This window comes from Massilia sp. DWR3-1-1 (assembly GCF_049898325.1).
Lineage (GTDB): Bacteria > Pseudomonadota > Gammaproteobacteria > Burkholderiales > Burkholderiaceae_D > JAFCUW01.
In genome coordinates, this window is record NZ_JAFCXL010000028.1 from 14,358 (window position 1) to 26,612 (window position 12,255).

Consider the following 12,255-nt stretch of genomic DNA (forward strand, 5'->3'; position numbering starts at 1 on the left):
TCGGCTCCTGGCGAGGTAGATGGCAAGAACACCATTCTACAAGCTGGGCGCCGGCGCCGGGGCGCCCGTTGCTTCAGCGCCGGCTGGCGCGCCTGCCCGCTGGCAACTGGAACGGCCGCGCTGGCCGGCGGCGCAACACCACCAGCAGTGCGGCGATGCCGGCGGCGGCCAGCAGGGCGGGGCCGCGCCAATGGGGCGCGGGGCGGGTGGGAAAGACGGTCACAGGGTGCATGGCGGTTCTCGCTCCTTGGCGTGCGTGCGCTGCGCGCCGGCGCAGCATGGCTGGAAAGAATGCCCATAGTAGCAGCGTGCGCCGATCGGGGGCGCGCCTTGCGTGGCGTTGGCGCCGCTCAGGGCGCCGGTGCCGCCACCGCCACCCGGTTGCGCCCTTGTGCCTTGGCCTCGTACAAGCCCTGGTCGGCCGCCTCGAGCAGCAGCCGGATCGACTGGCCGGGCTGCGGCTGCAGGACGGCGACGCCGGCGCTGAGGGTGACTTGCCGGAACGGGCTGCGCTCGTGCGCGATGGCGCGCCGCGCCAGCAGCGCGCGCGCCGCCTCGGCCACCGCCAGCGCCCCTTCGAGGTCGGTATCGGGCAGCAGGATGGTGAATTCTTCGCCGCCGAAACGGGCGCCCATGTCGGTGGCGCGGCGCAGGCAGCCGCCGATGGCGGTGGCCACCTCCTGCAGGGCGGCGTCGCCTTCGACATGGCCGTGGTGGTCGTTGAAGCGCTTGAAATAATCGACGTCGAGCATGATCAGCGCCAGCCCGGTGCCTTCGCGCATGGATCGTTTGAATTCGAGCTCGAGACGCTGGTCGAAGTGGCGGCGGTTCGGCAGGCCCGTCAGGCCGTCCGACAGGGCCAGTTCCTGCAGCGAGGCATTGCTCGCTTCCAGTTCGCTCTTGGCATCGCGCAGTTCGCGCTGCAGGCGCTCGCGCACCAGCAACTGGCGGATCATCGCGCTGCCCAGCATCAGCAGGGCCGCCAGCAGGGCGGCGGTGCCGGCTGCGCCCAGGTAGGCCGTCTGGCGCCACCGTTCGAGCACTTCGCGGTGCGCCAGCCCGACCCCCACCAGCAGGGGATAGCTGCGCAGGTGTTCGTAGGCGTAGCGCCGCTTGATGCCATCGGCGCCGGTGACCATCTCGGGGCCGCCGGCGTCCTGGCGTTGCCAGCGCGCGAACATTGTGTCGGCGGCGGCGACGGGCCTGGCCCCGGGGGACTCGAGGTCGGCCGCCGCGAACGGGCGCCGCATGATCAGTTTGCCATCGTCGCCGGCCAGCGCGATCACCCCATGGGCGCCGATATCGAAGCGCTCGAAGTAATTACGGAAATAGTCGTGGGTGACGGTGGCCAGCACCACGCCGGCGAACCTGCCGTCCGGGTGCTCGAGCCGGCGCGAGACGGGGATCACCCAGTTGCCGCTGGTGCGGCTGCGCACGGGCGCGCCGATGTGGGTGCCCAGGTCGCCTTGCAGGCGGTGATAGTTGAAGTACGCGCGGTCGCCGATATCGAGCGGTCCGGGTAGCGGATCTTCGAAGGAATTGAGCAGCCAGGTGCCGTCGGCGTCGTAAATGGCCAGGACTTCCACCGGCCCGGTGCGGGCGGCCATGATCACCAGGAACTCGCGCAGGCGCGCGCGCTCCGCGCCCAGGCCGTCGTGGCGGATCTGTTCGATCACGCCGGCCAGCACGCTGTCGACTTGGTCAAACACGCTGTCGGCATGGTCGGCCATGGCGCGCGCCACGTTCTGGGTGGCGACGTGCGCTTCGCGCAGCGACGCCGCGCGCGAACTGTAGATGCTCCAGCCCTGCACCGTCAGCAGCGACACGCACACCAGCGCCAGGAACAGGGTCGCCAGCCGCGCCGCCGAGCGACGAGGGCGCGGCGGCAGGGCGGCCGACAAGGACCGGTCCATCACGCCGGCCCGCATGGGGCCGACAGCAGTTTGGCAGTGAACATGCGTGACAATTGAAGGGCCAAGGGGCGCCAGCGGACGGCGCGGCGGAGTGCGGCGCGGGCGTCGTGCCCGCATGACGGCATAGGTATGCTACCGCAATTGTGGCATTTCGTGACAATTCAGATTGGAATGTTGCATTTCGATCGGTCGCGCCCGGTGCCGCTGGCCGTGTCCGGTGTTTAAAACAGGCTCGCCGTGGTGGCGCCCGGCTTGCCGCGCGGCGGCGGCGGCGCGGCGACGGCGACCAGGCGGTCGGCGTCATACGGCCGGTACAGCGCGGGATCGTTGACCAGCGCCCCTTCCAGCCACGGCTGGTACTGCTGCGGATCGAGCAGCACCAGCATGCGTTTTTCATCGTCCGGCTTGTGGAAGCGCTGCATCAGGGAATGGCCGTCGGCATTGATGGTCAACATCGAAAACGACAGCAGCGGCACGCCGCCGGGTCCATCGGCTTTCCACTCCCAGATGCCGGCAATGGCCAGCGCCTGGCCGTCGGCGCCGGCGATGCGCCAGCGCACCGGCTTGCCGCTCTCGTAGTTGGGCTCGTAAAAATTTTCGGCCGGCACGATGCAGAACTGGTTGCGCTTCCACGCATTGCGAAACGAGGGCTTGCTGGCCACGGTTTCGGTGCGCGCATTGTAGGTCTGGCGCGCCAGCTTCGGATCGGCCCAGTGCGGCACCATGCCGAACATGGCGGGGCGCGCCTCGACGACGCTGGTGCCGCTGTCGGCGTCGATCGCTTCGCGCAGGATCGGCGCCATATAGCCGGGAAACGCGTCGGCCGGATAGTCGAACGGGGCAGCGGCGCGGATGTCGAACAGGGCGCGCGCCAGCCCCCGCCGGTGGTTGATGGCGTCGACGCTGGCGGGGGTGTAGTTGGCGCACATGGGACGCTTACGCGCTTGCGGGCGCCAGCAGGGCGGCCAGGCGCGCCACCGCCGCTTCGATGCGCTCGAACGAGGTGGCGTACGAAAAACGCACGTGGCGCTCGGGGGCGGCGACGCCGAAGTCGGCGCCGGGCACGATTGCCACGCCGGTCTCGCGCAGCACCGCCAGGCAGAAGGCGGCGCTGTCGCCATGGTCCGGGTGCGGCAGGGCGCTGATGTCGGCGTAGACGTAGAAGGCGCCGTCGGGCATGACGGGGATGCTGAAGCCCAGCGCGCGCAGGGCTGGCACGAGGTAGTCGCGGCGGCGCTTGAACTCGAGCCGGCGCGCCTCGTAGGTGGCCAGCGAGGCCGGCTCGAAACAGGCCAGCGCCGCATGCTGGGCGATGGTGGACGGGCAGATGAACAGGTTTTGCGCCAGTTTTTCGAACACCGGCACCAGCGCCTCCGGCACCACCAGCCAGCCCAGGCGCCAGCCCGTCATGTTGAAATACTTGGAAAAGCTGTTGACGGTGATGACCGCGGGATCGAAGCGCAGGGCCGTCTCGGGCGCGGCGTCGAAGCTCAGGCCCTGGTAGATTTCATCGACGATGGCGAAACCGCCGTGCGCGCGCACCGCCGCCAGCATCTGCGCGAGCTGCGCCGCCGTCATCGCCGTGCCGGTCGGGTTCGAGGGCGAGGCGACGATCACGCCGCGCGTGCGCTCTGTCCAGTGCGCGTCGACGTCGGCGCCGCTCAGTTGATAGCGCTGGTCGGGGCCGGCCGGTACCAGCACCGGGTCGCCGCCGAAGGCGCTGACGAAATGGCGGTTGCACGGATAACAGGGGTCGGGCATGAGCACCTGGTCGCCTTCGCCCACCAGCGCGGCGCAGGCCAGCAGCAGGCCGGCCGAGGCGCCGGCGGTGACGATGATGCGGCGCCGGTCGATGGCGATGCCGTAGGTGGCGGCGTAGTGCGCGGCGATGGCCTCGCGCAGCGGTGCCAGGCCCAGCGCATCGGTGTACTGGGTGGCGCCGGCGCGGATGGCGGCGATGGCCGCCTCGGCCACTTGTTCGGTGGCGGTGAAATCGGGCTCGCCCACGCTCATGCTGATGACATCGACGCCGGCGCGCGCCAGTTCGCTGGCAGCCTTGACCACTTCCATGACGTGAAACGGTTCGATGGCGTGGACCCGCGCGGCCACCTGCATGGTGTGGGCGCTGGGGGTATGAGTCGCGGCTGGCTGGTCGGGCATGCTGGTCCTTCTGCTGTACGGTATGGGAGCGGGAAGCAAAATGGTACACGAAGCGGGGCCGGGCGGGGGTACGGCGCGCCGCACCCGATTCGGTGTAAGCTGACCGGTGCCGACCCGGCCGGCCTGAAGGAGCATTGTTTGACATCCGTACTGCAACAAGCACCCGCATCGAGCGATGCTGCCGGCGCAGCCGCGCCCGCGCCGCTGACCCTGGAAATCGGCGGCATGACCTGCGCCTCCTGCTCGGCGCGGGTGGAACGGGCCCTGCGCAAGGTGGCGGGGGTGGCCGAGGCCAGCGTCAACCTGGCCACCGAAAAGGCCACCGTCACGCTGGCCGCGCCGGTGCCGGCCGCCACGCTCATCGCCGCCGTCGAAAAAGCCGGCTACGCCGCGCACGAGGAAGCTGCCCAGCTTGATGTCGTCACGGCGCCGTCGTCGACCCTGCCCGCGTGGTGGCCGGTGGCGGCCGCGGCGGCCTTGTCGCTGCCCCTGCTGGCGCCCATGCTGGCCGAGCTGGCGGGGCTGCACTTGATGCTGCCCGGCTATCTGCAGTGGGCGCTGGCGACCCCGGTGCAGTTCTGGCTGGGCGCGCGCTTCTACCGCGCCGGCTGGCGCGCCGTGCGCGCCGGCGCCGGCAATATGGACTTGCTGGTGGCGCTGGGCACCAGCGCCGCCTACGGCCTGTCGGTGTACCTGCTGCTGGTCCACGGCGCCGGCCATCACCTGTATTTCGAATCGTCGGCGGTGGTCATCACCCTGGTCTTGCTGGGCAAGTCGCTCGAGGCGCGCGCCAGGTTCCAGGCCATCGAGGCGATCCGCGCGCTCGAGTCGCTGCGTCCCACCACGGCGCTGGTGCGGCGTGGCGGGGTCGACGTGGCCGTGCCGGTGGCGCGCCTGCGGGTGGGCGACCTGCTGGTGGTGCGCCCCGGTGCGCGGGTGCCGGCCGATGGCGTCGTCATCGAGGGCAGCAGCGAACTCGATGAAGCGCTGCTCACGGGCGAGAGCATGCCGGTGCCGAAAAGCGTGGGCGGACACGTTTCCGGCGGCGCCGTCAACGGCGACGGCCTGCTGCTGGTCGAGGCCAGCGCGGTGGGGCTCGACACGGTGCTCTCGCGCATCATCAAGCTGGTCGAGGACGCCCAGGCCGTCAAGGCGCCGATCCAGCACCTGGTCGACCGGGTGGCGGCCGTGTTCGTGCCGGTGGTGCTGCTCATTTCGGCAGTGACGCTGCTGGCGTGGGGCTGGCTGACGGGCGACTGGCAGCAGGCGCTGCTCAACGCGGTGGCGGTGCAGGTGATCGCCTGCCCGTGCGCGCTGGGGCTGGCGACGCCGACGGCGATCATGGCCGGCACCGGGGTGGCGGCGCGCCACGGCATCCTGATCAAGGACGCCGGCGCACTCGAGACGGCGCACGCGGTGGACGTGGTGGTGTTCGATAAGACCGGCACCCTCACCGAGGGCAAGCCGGCGCTGCTGCGGGTGCAGGGCGCCGGCGAAGGCGAGGGCGCCAGCGATGCCTGCCTGGCGCTGGCCTGGTCGGTGCAGCAGCACAGCGACCATCCGCTGGCGCAGGCAGTGGCGCGGGCGGCGGCGGCGCGCGCGCTGGCGCCGACGGCGGCCACGGATGCGCAGGCGCTGCCGGGGCGGGGCGCGCGGGCGCAGGTGGGCGATGCCGTGCTGTACCTGGGCAACCGTCGCCTGATGGACGAACTGGGGCTGAGCGCCGGCGCCGCCCCGCCGGACCAGACCGTGTCGTGGCTGGCGCGCCAGCGCGCCGGCCAGCCGGCCGAGTTGCTGGGCATGCTAGCCTTCGGCGACGCCGTGCGGCCCGGTTCGCGCGCTGCCGTGGCGCGCCTGCGCGCGCTGGGCATCCGCGCCATCATGCTCACCGGCGACAACGCCGGTGTCGCCGCCGTGGTGGCGGCGCAGCTGGGCATCGACGAGGTGTACGCGGGCGTGCTGCCGGCCGAAAAACGCGCCCGCATCGACGCCCTGCGCGGCGCCGGCGCGCGCGTGGCGATGGTCGGCGACGGCATCAACGACGCGCCCGCGCTGGCCGCCGCCGACGTCGGCATCGCCATGGCCGGCGGCACCGACGTGGCCATGCACACGGCCGGCATCACCCTGATGCGGCCCGATCCCACGCTGGTGGTCGACGCCATCCTCATCTCGCGGCGCACCTGGCGCAAGATCGGCCAGAACCTGGGCTGGGCGTTCGCCTACAACCTGGTCGGCATCCCGCTGGCCGCGTGGGGCCTGCTCAATCCCGTGCTGGCGGGGGCGGCGATGGCGGCCAGTTCCGTCTGCGTGGTCGGCAATGCGCTGCTGCTGCGGCGCTGGCGCCCGCAAAGGCCCGCCTGATACGAGGGCGCACAGCCGTTCCCGTATTTTCCCGCCGCTCAGATATACTTGCCGGTTGGGATTAATCTGACTATTGGACCACCTACAGTGAACGAACAACCGTGAACGAATTCTGGAAGCGCCTGCAAGTGCGCCTGCTCAAGGCCTTCGACGGCGCCCGCGGCCTCGCGCAACTGCGCTACGCGCACGCCCGGCACACCCTGTCGCGCCAGCCGCCGTGGGCGCGCGTGGTGCTGGTGGCCCTGTGGGCGCTGCTGGCACTGCTGGTGCTGTTGCTGGTGTACGTGCTGATCCTTATTCCCGTCACCCCCGGCATCCGCGACCTGAAGCAGGCGCGTGCCGCGCGCGCCTCGGTGATGGTGTCGGCCGACGGGCGCGAGCTGGCCAGTTTCGACCAGGGCCTGCAGGAGCGCGTGAAACTGGCGCAGATTTCGCCCAACGTCATCAACGCCCTGATCGACACGGAAGACAAGCGCTTTCGCGACCACCATGGCATCGACTTCAAGCGCACCGCCGGCGCCATCGTCTACAGCCTGCGCGGCGACGCCCAGGGCGGCTCGACCATCACCCAGCAGCTGGCGCGCAATATGTTCCCCGAGGAGATCGGCCGCTCGCGCAATCTGAACCGCAAACTCAAGGAGCTCATCACCGCCCTGAAGATCGAGGCGACCTACAGCAAGGATGAAATTCTCGAGGCCTACCTGAACACGGTGCCCTTCCTGTACAACACCTTCGGCATCGAGATGGCGGCGCGCACCTACTTCGACAAGAACGCCGCCCAGCTCGACATTCTCGAGTCGGCCACGCTGGTGGGCATGCTCAAGGGGACCAATTACTACAATCCCGTCACCAATCCGCAGCGGTCGGTCGAGCGCCGCAACGTGGTGCTGGGGCAGATGGTCAAGGCCGGCCACATCACCGAGGCGCGCTTCAGGCAGCTCGCCAGGCGCCCCTTGCGCGTGCATTTCAGCCGCCAGGCCGAGCGCCCCGGCACCGACAGCCACTTCACCGCCTACGTGCGCAAGTGGCTGATCGACTGGGCCGACGAGAACGACTACAACCTGCAGCTCGATGGCCTGGTGGTGCACACCACGCTCGACTTCGCCCTGCAGCAGGCGGCGGTGTCTGCCGTCGAACGCCAGGCCAATGCCTTGCAGGCGGTGGCCGACGTCGAATGGAGCCAGGCGGGGGTGAGCGGGGCGACCAATGTCGGCGCCTACACCGCGGTGCGCGCGTCGGTCAGGCCGTTTCAGTATTTCTGGCAGTCGCACCCGGCACTGGGCGACGCCTTCGTGCGCGAAACGGGCGAGTACCGCAAGGCGGTCGAGGGCGGCGAAGGGGCCGCCGCCGCGCTGGCGCGCCTGAAGGGTGACCGCGCCTTCATCGCCAGCCTGCACGCCGTCAAGTCGCGCCTGGAAGCGGGCTTCGTCGCGCTCGATCCGGCCAGCGGCGCCGTGCGCGCCTGGGTCGGCAGCCGCGACTTCCAGCGCGACCAGTTCGACCACGTGGTCAAGGCGGCGCGCCAGCCGGGATCGACCTTCAAGCCCATCGTCTACGGCGCGGCGCTGGAAAAAGGGCTGCTGCCCGATCACCCCTACCGCGACGCCGTCACCAACATCAAGGCGGGCGACGGCACCATCTGGCGCCCCACCGACATGAGCGGCACCACCGGCAACACCATGACCATGCGCGACGGCCTGGTGTTCTCGAAAAACACCATCACCGCGCAAGTGATGCAGGATGTGGGCCTGCCCGGCATCGTCAGCCTGGCCAAGGCACTGGGCGTGAACCAGAGCAAGCTGCAGGCGGTGCCCTCGCTGGCGCTGGGCACCAGTCCCGTGACCTTGCTGGAAATGGTCAATGCCTACGCCACCATCGCCGCCCAGGGCGAGTACCGCAAACCCATGTTCGTCACCCACATCACCGACCGCGACGGCAAGGAAGTGGCGCGCTTCGCCGTGACGGCGCCTGTCCGCGCCATGTCGCAGGCGGGCGCCGTCACCCTGATCGACATGCTGCGTGGCGTCGTCAACCGGGGCACCGGCACCGCCATCCGCAACCGCTTCGGCATTCTTGCCGACGTCGCCGGCAAGACCGGCACCACCCAGAACAATACCGATGGCTGGTTCATCCTGATGCACCCGAACCTGGTGGCCGGCGCCTGGGTGGGTTTCAATGACAACCGCGTGGCCATGCGCAGCAGCTACTGGGGACAGGGCGGCCACAACGCCTTGCTGCTGGTGGGCGACTTTTTCAAGAACGCCCTCGACGCCGGCAAGATCGACGCCGCCGCGCAGTTCCCCAACGCGCCGCCGCGCAGCGCCACACCGCGCCCGGAGGTCGAGGAAGTCATGGAAGAGGGCGGCGACATGCAGCAGGATGGCGTGGCGCCGGCGCCGGAGATGCCGGCCGGCCCCGTCATCGACGAGTTCGAGCCGGTGCCCGAGCGGCGCGACGACCGCGCGGTGCGCGAGCGCGACGCCGAAGTGGACCGCCAGATCCGCGAGGAGCGCCAGCAGCAGTACGAGCGCCAGCAGATCGAACGGCAGTTCCGCCAGGACGCCCCGCAGCAGGCGCAGCCCGAGCCGAATAACTGAGGGGCGCGTCGTCGATTGTCAGATCGGACGCCGTGACTTGGAAACAACGGTGGCCGCTTGAATCATTTGGGAATTTAAGTTTTTCTTGGGCATCATCTCTTGGGTGGGTTAAAGTTGTTCGAATTGAAATTTCGCGCATCTTAACGGAGTCATGATGGCCCTGCTGTCCCAATTATTCAGCCGCAAACCGAAGTACCAGTCGCTGGTGGCGGAGCGGGCGGTCGCCGTGATCGACAAGGTGATCTACGACGTCGGCGTCGACGCCCTGGTAGGCGGCACCTTCGTGCTCGATAAAAAATTCCGCCTGCGCTTTGTCGGTGCGCCGACGCCGGTCGGGCCGAACGTGCACGCCGCCGTCAAGGTCGGTGAGATCGCCGAAGCGCAGCTGTTCCGCGCGCTCGGCTACGACGCGCCGATCGAAAGCACCATCCTGAAGGCGCACGGCGCCACCCTGGCGCAGGCGGTGGTGCGCGAGTTGGGCAGCCGCTCGCCCGCCTTCGGCGCCCTGCCGGCCAGCCGCCAGGCCTGAGCCGGCTGGCGTTCAGGCGCCGGGCAGCGCCCCGCCTTTCCACGATGAGCGCAGCGCCGACGACTCGAAATAGATCGTGTGGATCGCCCCGTTGTGGGCGTTGACGGCGCGCTCGAGCCGGTCGATGGCCTGTTCCACCTGGTCGATCGTCATGCCGCGCTTGAACTGCACGGCCGCCGTCAGCAGGATGTCGCTGGGCCCCATCTGCATGCTGGCCAGTCGCCCCACCTGTTCGATGGCCGGGTCGGCGTTGATCACCGCGCGCAGGGCGGCGGCGGCCTCCTTGCCCATGCCTTCGCCCACCAGCAGGGCGCCGGTCTCGCGCGCCAGGGTGAAGGCGGCGCCGATCAGCAGCAGGCCGATCACCACCGAGGCGGCCGGATCCCAGCGCGCCTCTCCCGTCCACTGGGCCAGGCCGATGCCGGCCGCTGCCACCAGCACGCCCAACAGGGCCGCGCTGTCTTCGATGAAGACGGTGAACACGGAGGCGTCCTTGCTGGCGCGTACCGCCTGCCACAGACTGCTGCCCGGCTTGCGCAAGCTGTTCAGGCTCAGGCGGGACACATTCCAGCTGTAACCCTCGAACACGAAGGCCACCGCCAGCACCAGGTAGCTCCAGAACGGGTCTTGCAGCGGTTCCGGCGCCATCAGGCCGTGCACGCCGTGGTTGATCGACAGTCCTCCCCCCAGCGAAAAGACGGACAGGGCCACCACCAGGGCCCAGAAATAAATCGATTTGCCGTAGCCGAAAGGGTGCCTGGCGTCGGCCGGCCGGCTGCTGCGCTTTTCGCCGATCAGCAGCAGCAACTCGTTGCCCGTGTCGACCGCCGAGTGGATCCCCTCGGCCATCATGGCGGCGCTGCCGGTGACGGCGGCGGCGATGAACTTGGCCACCGCGATGCCCAGGTTGGCGGCGACGGCGGCATAGATGACCTTGCGGGTGGCGGCGGCCTTGTCGTGCCGGTCGGGGGCGTCGGCGTCGGGTGTTGCGAATGTCATTGCCGGTCCTGAGCGCTTGCGAAAAGCGCAAGTATAGGCAGCGGCGGCAAATCCGGTAGCACGCCAGCGCCGCGCCCGCTTATTTGGGCCTGGCGCCGCGAAAGCGCACGTCTTCCTGGACGACGGGCGCGTTGGCGGCGGTCTTGGGCTTTTTCGGCTTTTTTGGCTTTTTGACGATCTCGCCGCGGGTGTCGGTGAGCGGCACCCGGTGCTCGGGCTCGAAGCCGGCTTCGTCGATCCGGCGCAAGGTCTGCCCCGTCAGCACTTCGATGGCGGCCAGTTGCACCACCTCGTCGGCGCACACCAGCGACACCGCTTCGCCGGAGGCGCCGGCGCGGCCCGTGCGGCCGGTGCGGTGGACGTAATCCTCGGCCACGATGGGCAGGTCGAAATTGACCACCAGCGGCAAGTCGTCGATGTCGAGGCCGCGCGCGGCGACGTCGGTGGCCACCAGGATGCGCGCTTCGCCCGCCTTGAAGCGGTTCAGCGCGCGCAGGCGGGCCGGCTGCGGCTTGTCGCCGTGGATCGAATCGGCGGCGATGCCGTGCGCTTCGAGCGTCGCCACCAGCTGGTCGACGCCTTTGCGGGTCTTGACGAACACCAGCACCTGGCCCCAGCGGTGCTTGTTGAGCAGGTGCATGAACAGCTCGGGCTTGCGCTTTTTGTCGACCGGCACCAGCGACTGCGTGATCGCCTTGACGGTGGTGTTGGGGGCGCTCACCTCGATCTGCACGGGGTCGGCCAGCAGCTTGGCCGCCATGGCCCGGATCGGCTCGGAAAACGTGGCGGAAAACAGCAGCGTGCGCCGGCGCGCCGGCAGCGCCGCGAACACGGCGTCGAGCTCGCGCGCAAAGCCCAGGTCGAGCATGCGGTCCGCCTCGTCGAGCACCAGGGTGGCCACTTCGTCGAATCTGACGGCGTTCTGGCGCTGCAGGTCGAGCAGGCGGCCCGGGGTCGCCACCAGCACGTCGAGGCCCTTGCGCAGCTTCATCATCTGCGGGTTGATGCTGACCCCGCCGTACGCGACCGCGGTGCGCAGCGGCAGCTGGCCGCCGTAGCTGCGGAAACTCTCGTGCACCTGCTCGGCCAGTTCGCGCGTGGGCACCAGCACCAGCGCGCGCACGCAGTTCGGGCTGACCTGGCCGGCCAGGGTCAGCATCTGCAAAATCGGCAGGGCGAAGGCGGCCGTCTTGCCCGTGCCCGTCTGGGCGGCGGCGAACACGTCGCGCGCGGCCAGCACGGCCGGAATCGCCTTGGCCTGCACGGGCGTCGGGTTGTGGTAGCCGAGCGCCTCGAGGGTGCGCAGCAGGGGATCGATCAAACCGAGAGAAGCAAACGACATGGACAACCTGACGTAACAATGAACAGGCTGCAGTTTACCTCTTGTTCGGGCCGGCAGGGGAGTCGGCCGCCGATACGGCCGGCGCCGCGCCCACGGTGGGCTTGAGCGGATCGTGTTTTTCGCGGCAGCCGGCCAGGCCGGCGAGCAGGGCGGCGGCGATCAGGGCGCCACGCGCCAGCCGGTGCAAGGGCCGGCCGGCGCGGCGAATCGGACGAATTGGGCGAGCGGCGGCTGCCATGATGGACTCCGGTGCGCAAAATACCATCATACGGGCGCGCCCGATCGGGTGGCGCGCGCCGCGCCAGGGCCTTGCTCCCGGGTTAATTGTTGCATATCATTATCGCTTCGCGTGAT

General features: G+C 69.6%; 10 protein-coding genes. 3 read left to right on the top strand and 7 right to left on the bottom strand.

Annotated elements, in window-relative coordinates; translation table 11 throughout:
• Window positions 1-73: 73 nt before the first annotated feature.
• The 4 genes from ACP7EY_RS21630 to ACP7EY_RS21645 form a co-directional block, all read right to left on the bottom strand.
• Entirely contained in the window at window positions 74-232 is a 159-nt protein-coding gene (locus ACP7EY_RS21630; RefSeq protein ID WP_426197302.1) for a hypothetical protein, read from the bottom strand.
• Between the two features lie 118 nt (window positions 233-350).
• Window positions 351-1,913 carry a diguanylate cyclase domain-containing protein gene (locus ACP7EY_RS21635; RefSeq protein ID WP_426197304.1) on the bottom strand — a complete coding sequence of 521 codons (1,563 nt, stop codon included), beginning with the start codon at window positions 1,911-1,913 and terminating at the stop codon, window positions 351-353.
• 221 nt (window positions 1,914-2,134) lie between these two features.
• Entirely contained in the window at window positions 2,135-2,842 is a 708-nt protein-coding gene (locus ACP7EY_RS21640; RefSeq protein WP_426197305.1) for an SOS response-associated peptidase, read from the bottom strand.
• A gap of 7 nt (window positions 2,843-2,849) precedes the next feature.
• The gene (locus ACP7EY_RS21645; RefSeq protein WP_426197307.1) at window positions 2,850-4,073 is read right to left on the bottom strand and encodes a pyridoxal phosphate-dependent aminotransferase; all 1,224 of its coding nucleotides are present in this window, start codon (window positions 4,071-4,073) and stop codon (window positions 2,850-2,852) included.
• A 138-nt stretch (window positions 4,074-4,211) separates the two neighbouring features.
• Here ACP7EY_RS21645 and ACP7EY_RS21650 point away from each other — a divergent pair, with 138 nt between their 5' ends.
• The 3 genes from ACP7EY_RS21650 to ACP7EY_RS21660 all read left to right on the top strand — a co-directional run bounded on the left by ACP7EY_RS21650 (window position 4,212) and on the right by ACP7EY_RS21660 (window position 9,560).
• Window positions 4,212-6,434 (top strand): heavy metal translocating P-type ATPase, encoded by a 2,223-nt coding sequence (locus ACP7EY_RS21650; RefSeq protein ID WP_426197309.1) that lies wholly within the window; start codon window positions 4,212-4,214, stop codon window positions 6,432-6,434.
• Between the two features lie 101 nt (window positions 6,435-6,535).
• Window positions 6,536-9,031: a penicillin-binding protein 1A gene (locus ACP7EY_RS21655; RefSeq protein ID WP_426197311.1), complete on the top strand. Its 2,496-nt coding sequence runs from the start codon at window positions 6,536-6,538 to the stop codon at window positions 9,029-9,031.
• A gap of 151 nt (window positions 9,032-9,182) precedes the next feature.
• On the top strand, window positions 9,183-9,560 hold the full coding sequence (locus ACP7EY_RS21660; RefSeq protein WP_426197313.1) for a hypothetical protein: 378 nt from the start codon (window positions 9,183-9,185) through the stop codon (window positions 9,558-9,560).
• A gap of 12 nt (window positions 9,561-9,572) precedes the next feature.
• On the opposite strand, the gene ACP7EY_RS21665 is transcribed toward ACP7EY_RS21660, so the two are convergent.
• From ACP7EY_RS21665 to ACP7EY_RS21675, 3 genes are all read right to left on the bottom strand, one after another.
• Entirely contained in the window at window positions 9,573-10,559 is a 987-nt protein-coding gene (locus tag ACP7EY_RS21665) for a cation diffusion facilitator family transporter (RefSeq protein ID WP_426197315.1), read from the bottom strand.
• Between the two features lie 79 nt (window positions 10,560-10,638).
• A complete protein-coding gene (locus ACP7EY_RS21670) occupies window positions 10,639-11,901 on the bottom strand; it encodes a DEAD/DEAH box helicase (RefSeq protein WP_426197317.1) in 1,263 nt (420 codons plus the stop codon).
• Between the two features lie 34 nt (window positions 11,902-11,935).
• Window positions 11,936-12,139 carry a hypothetical protein gene (locus ACP7EY_RS21675; protein ID WP_426197319.1) on the bottom strand — a complete coding sequence of 68 codons (204 nt, stop codon included), beginning with the start codon at window positions 12,137-12,139 and terminating at the stop codon, window positions 11,936-11,938.
• Between the last annotated feature and the right edge of the window lie 116 nt (window positions 12,140-12,255).

What these genes read in the sequence shown, in the direction of transcription:
- ACP7EY_RS21645 (WP_426197307.1), bottom strand. Translation starts at nt 4,073, where the DNA reads ATGCCCGACCAGCCAGCCGCGACTCATACCCCCAGCGCCCACACCATG.
- ACP7EY_RS21665 (WP_426197315.1), bottom strand. Translation starts at nt 10,559, where the DNA reads ATGACATTCGCAACACCCGACGCCGACGCCCCCGACCGGCACGACAAG.
- ACP7EY_RS21675 (WP_426197319.1), bottom strand. Translation starts at nt 12,139, where the DNA reads ATGGCAGCCGCCGCTCGCCCAATTCGTCCGATTCGCCGCGCCGGCCGG.
- ACP7EY_RS21635 (WP_426197304.1), bottom strand. Translation starts at nt 1,913, where the DNA reads ATGGACCGGTCCTTGTCGGCCGCCCTGCCGCCGCGCCCTCGTCGCTCG.
- ACP7EY_RS21640 (WP_426197305.1), bottom strand. Translation starts at nt 2,842, where the DNA reads ATGTGCGCCAACTACACCCCCGCCAGCGTCGACGCCATCAACCACCGG.
- ACP7EY_RS21670 (WP_426197317.1), bottom strand. Translation starts at nt 11,901, where the DNA reads ATGTCGTTTGCTTCTCTCGGTTTGATCGATCCCCTGCTGCGCACCCTC.
- ACP7EY_RS21630 (WP_426197302.1), bottom strand. Translation starts at nt 232, where the DNA reads ATGCACCCTGTGACCGTCTTTCCCACCCGCCCCGCGCCCCATTGGCGC.
- ACP7EY_RS21660 (WP_426197313.1), top strand. Translation starts at nt 9,183, where the DNA reads ATGATGGCCCTGCTGTCCCAATTATTCAGCCGCAAACCGAAGTACCAG.